The sequence below is a fragment of the Streptomyces sp. genome, assembly GCF_036566765.1.
Lineage (GTDB): Bacteria > Actinomycetota > Actinomycetes > Streptomycetales > Streptomycetaceae > Streptomyces.
Genome location: NZ_DATCVQ010000461.1, coordinates 1 through 5,063, shown reverse-complemented (window position 1 = coordinate 5,063; position 5,063 = coordinate 1). Strand labels below are relative to the sequence as shown.

The following is a 5,063-nucleotide window of genomic DNA, read 5'->3' as shown; positions in this document are numbered from 1 at the left end:
AGTTGTAGACCAGCGAGTGGGTGACCTGCTCCTTGGCCTTGCGGTACAGGCGCGAACGCTGACCGCGGTAGCCGGAGGCCGCCTCGAGGATCGCCCGGCGCTTCTTGTGGGCGTTGACTGCCCGCTTGACGCGTGCCACTTCTTAACTCCTTGTAGCGGGGCCGTGGTTGAACTCACACGACCCGGATGCGAATGGGTCCCGGACTGGGCCGGAGGCCCTCGTCACCGAGGGCGGGAGATCAAGCTCAGATGCCCAGCATCTTCTTGATCTTGGCCGCGTCGCCCGGGGCCATCTCCGCGTTGCCGGTGAGGCGACGCGTCAGCTTGGACGACTTGTGCTCGAGCAGGTGGCGCTTGCCGGCGCGCTCCCGCAGGATCTTGCCGGAGCCGGTGACCTTGAAGCGCTTCTTGGCACCGGAGTGCGTCTTGTTCTTCGGCATAGCGCCGTTCTCTCCTCGTCAGTGGCGCTCCCCTCCGGTGCGGGCACCGGGCGACCGGGAGCGTCAATCTTCGTTTGGTGGTGCCGGGCGGAACCGGGGGGCTGCTGGGAGGGCAGCCCCCGCCGGATCACGCCTCGGCGTTCTCGGCCGACGCGTCGGCCGAAGACTGCTCGACGTCGACCTCGGGAGCAGCCTCGGACGAACCGCCCTGGCGCTCCGCCTTGCGCGCGGCCTGAGCCTCGCGCGCCTCGGCCATGGCCTCGGTCTTCTTCTTGTGCGGGCCCAGAACCATGATCATGTTCCGGCCGTCCTGCTTCGGGTTCGACTCGATGAAGCCGAGCTCCTGCACGTCCTCGGCGAGGCGCTGCAGCAGTCGGTAACCGAGCTCGGGCCGGGACTGCTCACGACCACGGAACATGATCGTGATCTTGACCTTGTCGCCCTGCTTCAGGAACCGGACGACGTGACCCTTCTTGGTGTCATAGTCGTGCGGGTCGATCTTCGGCCGGAGCTTCATCTCCTTGATGACCGTGTGCGCCTGGTTCTTGCGCGCTTCACGGGCCTTCATGGCCGACTCGTACTTGAACTTCCCGTAGTCCATGAGCTTGCACACGGGCGGGCGGGCGTTCGCCGCGACCTCGACCAGGTCGAGGTCGTACTCCTGCGCGAGCTCCAGGGCCTTGGCAAGCGGAACAATGCCCACCTGCTCGCCACTGGGGCCGACAAGACGCACCTCGGGAACGCGAATCCGCTCGTTGATGCGGGGCTCGGCGCTGATGGATCCTCCTCGGTTGCACCACGCGACCGCCTTGGCGGACGGACACGTCACGTGTTGAATCGTTGAGACCAACCATGCCGGCACATGAAAAATGCCCCGGACGGGACACAGGCGGGGCTCCATGGCAATACCGGAGCACCACCACGGTGAACCGCGGGGCGCACATCGGACGACTCCATCGTCCGTACGGAACGATGGTGGCCGTCTGACCGGTGACCCGTCGCCCGCGAGGGCGACAAGGTGGGAGAGCGGAGCCTCCACTTGTGGGCCGGGCACGTAGGTGTCCGGCCGGTCGTTACACAAGGTTAGCAGGAGCTGTCTCTGTTCGCGAACGGAGACAGCTCCAGGGCCGCGGGCGGGGCCCGCGCCCTGCGCGGAAGGGCCCGCGCGGCGGCTCCCGCCGGGCCCCGCTTATCGTGTGGGGTATGAGCGAAACGCCCCACACGGACTCCGCCGAGTCCCAGGACTCCCCCGACTTCGACGCCATGACCCGCGACATCGCGGAGGTCCCGGCGATCAAGGTGATCGTGACGGTCGCCGTCAACCTGATGAGCGCCGCCGCGGTGAAGCTCGGGCTGGCCGAGGAGGGCGAGGCCCACAAGGACCTGGACGAGGCGCGCAAGCTGGTGCACGCGCTGGCCGGTCTGCTGGACGCGAGCGCGACGGAGATCAGCTCGTTCCACGCGGCGCCGCTGCGGGACGGTCTGAAGTCCCTTCAGCTGGCGTTCCGCGAGGCCTCGATCGTCCCGGACGAGCCGGGCCAGGGCCCGGGCGAGAAGTACACGGGTCCGGTCTACGGCTGACCCGTGGGCCCCGCGAGGGGTCAGTCCCTGACGTAGAAGGGCTCGCCGGGAGGCGGGACCGAGGCCGGCAGCAGTGCCAGGTCGAGGCCCCGCACCAGGCGGGCCCTCAGCGTTTCGTCGGCGGCCAGGGCACGGGCCACCCGCTGGGCCGCCTCCGCCGGGACGGCGCCGTCGGCGAGCACGAGGGCGAGGGTGCCGTCGGCGGTTCCCGGGCCCAGGTAGGCCCGTACGACGGCCGGCTCGGTGGCGACCGCGGCGCGCACCGCGTCCCGTACGGCCGGGTCCCGCAGCGGGTCCGTGCTCGTCCGCCCCTCCGCGAGGGCCAGCAGGGCGGGGCCGGTCAGCTGGTACGGCACCGGGCCCGCGAGGTCGAGCACGACCGTGTCGGCCTTCTCGTGCGCGGCGGCCTGCAGCGCCTGGTGCAGCGGCACGGCCACGGGGCGGGCGGCCGGGTCCCAGAGCGCGAGCGAGGCGATCGAGGTGAAGGCGGGCAGCGCCCGGCGGTTCCCCGCCGTGAGCGTCGGCACCGCCATGTCGCTGGTCTTCTCGCGCCGCAGCCCGGTCTCGGGGTCCTCCTCGACCTCGCCGAGCACGGCGACGACGGGCACCAGCAGCCGAGCGTCCTTGAGCGCCTCCAGGACCGGCGCGTGAGCAGTACGATCCTCCGCCCACCCCGCAAGGGCCGCGGCGAGCCGCGGGTCCGCGGTGCCGTCGTCGTCGGAGAAGCCAGGGTCCGGAATGTTCTTGAGCGCCACGCCCTGAGGGTAACGGGCGGGGCGGGTCACCAGGTGCGGCGGGGCCTCGGGGTGCGGCTGCCGCGCCAGAGGGCGACTGCGGCGGCGAGGAGCAGGATGCCGAGGCCGCCGGCGGTGGGGGCGAGTACCCCTATGGGTCGGTCGTCCACGGGCTCGGGGCTCGGGCCGGGGCCGAAGTACGTGCTCTTCTGGCCGGCCGCGGCAGCCTCGCCTGCGGCGGCCTTGGCCGTGGCGGCCACCTTGCCGCCGGCCCTGATCGCGGCGGCGGGGTCGACGGTGCCGTACCCCTTGTCGTCGTCGCGGCCGCCCTTGGGCCGGTCCCGGGCGGTGTCGATGAGGAGCTTCTTCACCTGGGCGGGCGTCAGTCCGGGGTGCGCGCCGCGGACGAGGGCGGCGGCCCCGGAGACGAACGCGGCGGCGGCGCTGGTGCCCCAGCCCTCGTAGTAGCGGCGGTCGGGGTCGGCGATGACGACGTCGACGCCGGGGGCGCTGACGGTGGCGTACCAGCGGCTGGTGGAGAACGAGGCGTGGGTGCCGTACATGTCGACGGCGGTGACGGCGATGACGCCGGGGTAGGCGGCCGGGTACGAGACGTGGTCGCCCTTGTCGCCGCCGTTGCCGGCCGAGGCCACGACGACGACGCCCTTGGCGAGGGCGTACTGGACGGCGGCGTCCTCGCCGGCGTCGGGGTGGGCGGACTCGCTGTCGTCGCCGAGGGAGAGGTTGATGACGTCGGCGCCGTGGTCGGCGGCCCAGCGGATGCCCTGGGCGAGGGCGCTGCCGCGGGTCTGGCGGGCGCGGGCGCGGGACTTGTCGGCGCCTTCGAGGATGACCCGGACGGGCAGGATCCGTGCCTGGGGCGCGATGCCGAGGACACCGTCCTGGCGGCCGGGGCCGTGCCCCTGGCCCGCGATGATCCCGGCCATGGCGGTGCCGTGCCGGGCCCAGGCGCGGTCGCCGCGGCGGGCGCCGAAGCCGATGAGGTCCTTGCCCTCCATGACGTTGCCGGCGAGGTCGGGGTGGGTCGCGTCGACGCCGGTGTCGAGCACGGCGACGGTCACGCCGCGCCCCTTGGTGGTGCGCCAGGCCTCGGAGGTGTGCAGGGCTTCGAGGCCCCACTGGCGGGCGCGGATGGTGTCGGCCTGCGCGGGGCCGGCGGCGGGGAGCACGACGAAGGAGGCGGCGAGGAGGGCGGCGAGGGCGCGGGAGCGGGTGAGGCGGGGACGGACCGCACGTGCCGCTCGCGTCGCGGGGGTCGTGTGGGTCGCTCGGGTCACTCGCGTCACTTCGGGTCCTTCGTGGCCGCGGAAACGGTCATGCGCAGCCCGCGTTCTATGCGGTCGGCGACGCCCTTGGCCTCGTGGCCGAGGCCGGCCTGGGCGACGGCGGTGGTCTGGCCGCCGGACATGGCCTCGGCCGCGGGCTGGGGCTTGGGCACCGGGCGGCCGTCGGCGAAGCCGGAGACGGCGTACACGAGAACGGGCAGCTCGGGCACGGTCGCGAGCTGCCAACTGGCGCGCTGCGGGTCGCCGAAGCGGGCGGCGGGGGTGCCGGGGGCGGGCAGGGCGTGCGGCATGTGGTCGGCCAGCTTGTTCCGGCCGCCGGTGGTGAGCTGGCCGCCGAGGGTGCGCATCGCGGTGGCGTCGGCGTCGGTGAAGACGAGGCCGACGGTGATGACGCTGGTGGCGGTGGCGTCGGTGTAGGTGGCGCGCACGACGCGGACGCAGCCGGTGGGCTGGAGGGTGGCGACGAGCGCGGGCGAGAGGACGGCGGCGGAGCAGGGCGCGTCGGGGCCGATGGTGAGCCGGGTCCAGACGCGGTCGGCGCCGCCGGGACCGGAGCCGGCGCCCTTCAGGGTGCGAGGGAAGAGGGTGTCGACGGGCGTGCTGTGCCAGGCGGCACGCGCCTCCGCGTACCCCACGGGCTCCTCCGCGGCCCCGGCATCTTGCCGCGCCAGCAACACCCCGGCCACGGCCCCGCCGACGAGCCCGAGCCCCAGCACCAGACACGTCCCGGCCGCCACGACCCACCCGACCCGGCGCACCCGGACGGGCCGCAGCCGCGTGGTCGTCTCACTGGGCGTCTCGGGCGGCACGGCGTACTGCCGGTAGGCGGGCACCACCGGCACCGGCCCGGTATCGCGCACGGGCCGCAGCCGCGCCGTCGTCTCGACGGCGGGGACCCCATAGGGGCGGGGCGGGGCGGCGGGGGCAGGCGGGACCTGAGGCGCACGGGCCGGCTGGGGGCCAGGTGCCACGGCGGGCGGGGCCGCGGGAGTCGCGGCCTG

General features: G+C 73.6%; 7 protein-coding genes. 1 reads left to right on the top strand and 6 read right to left on the bottom strand.

The genetic code is table 11. The annotated features are described in order from the left end of the window. The 3 genes from VIU94_RS27375 to infC form a co-directional block, all read right to left on the bottom strand. The coding region (locus VIU94_RS27375; RefSeq protein ID WP_331915120.1) for a 50S ribosomal protein L20 at positions 1 to 139 on the bottom strand (139 nt) is incomplete at its 3' end. 106 nt (positions 140 to 245) lie between these two features. Next, positions 246 to 440 (bottom strand): 50S ribosomal protein L35, encoded by a 195-nt coding sequence (gene rpmI / locus VIU94_RS27370; RefSeq protein WP_015032399.1) that lies wholly within the window; start codon positions 438 to 440, stop codon positions 246 to 248. 127 nt (positions 441 to 567) lie between these two features. Continuing rightward, entirely contained in the window at positions 568 to 1,269 is a 702-nt protein-coding gene (gene infC, locus VIU94_RS27365) for a translation initiation factor IF-3 (protein WP_331915114.1), read from the bottom strand. A gap of 374 nt (positions 1,270 to 1,643) precedes the next feature. Here infC and VIU94_RS27360 point away from each other — a divergent pair, with 374 nt between their 5' ends. Next, positions 1,644 to 2,021: a DUF1844 domain-containing protein gene (locus tag VIU94_RS27360; RefSeq protein WP_331915112.1), complete on the top strand. Its 378-nt coding sequence runs from the start codon at positions 1,644 to 1,646 to the stop codon at positions 2,019 to 2,021. 20 nt (positions 2,022 to 2,041) lie between these two features. Here the strand turns inward: VIU94_RS27360 and VIU94_RS27355 are convergent, their stop codons facing one another. From VIU94_RS27355 to VIU94_RS27345, 3 genes are read right to left on the bottom strand one after another with little or no spacing between them, the layout of a single operon-like run. Continuing rightward, positions 2,042 to 2,776, bottom strand: coding sequence for an SseB family protein (locus tag VIU94_RS27355; protein WP_331915110.1), 735 nt, complete (start codon positions 2,774 to 2,776; stop codon positions 2,042 to 2,044). Between the two features lie 26 nt (positions 2,777 to 2,802). After that, positions 2,803 to 4,053, bottom strand: a complete 1,251-nt coding sequence (gene mycP, locus VIU94_RS27350) for a type VII secretion-associated serine protease mycosin (protein ID WP_414721023.1) — start codon at positions 4,051 to 4,053, stop codon at positions 2,803 to 2,805. A 5-nt stretch (positions 4,054 to 4,058) separates the two neighbouring features. Further along, on the bottom strand, positions 4,059 to 4,871 hold the full coding sequence (locus VIU94_RS27345) for a hypothetical protein (protein WP_331915116.1): 813 nt from the start codon (positions 4,869 to 4,871) through the stop codon (positions 4,059 to 4,061). Positions 4,872 to 5,063: the final 192 nt, after the last annotated feature.

Bases quoted from the DNA above. Each gene is read 5' to 3' on its own strand.
- rpmI (WP_015032399.1), bottom strand. From the start codon at position 440: ATGCCGAAGAACAAGACGCACTCCGGTGCCAAGAAGCGCTTCAAGGTC.
- VIU94_RS27360 (WP_331915112.1), top strand. From the start codon at position 1,644: ATGAGCGAAACGCCCCACACGGACTCCGCCGAGTCCCAGGACTCCCCC.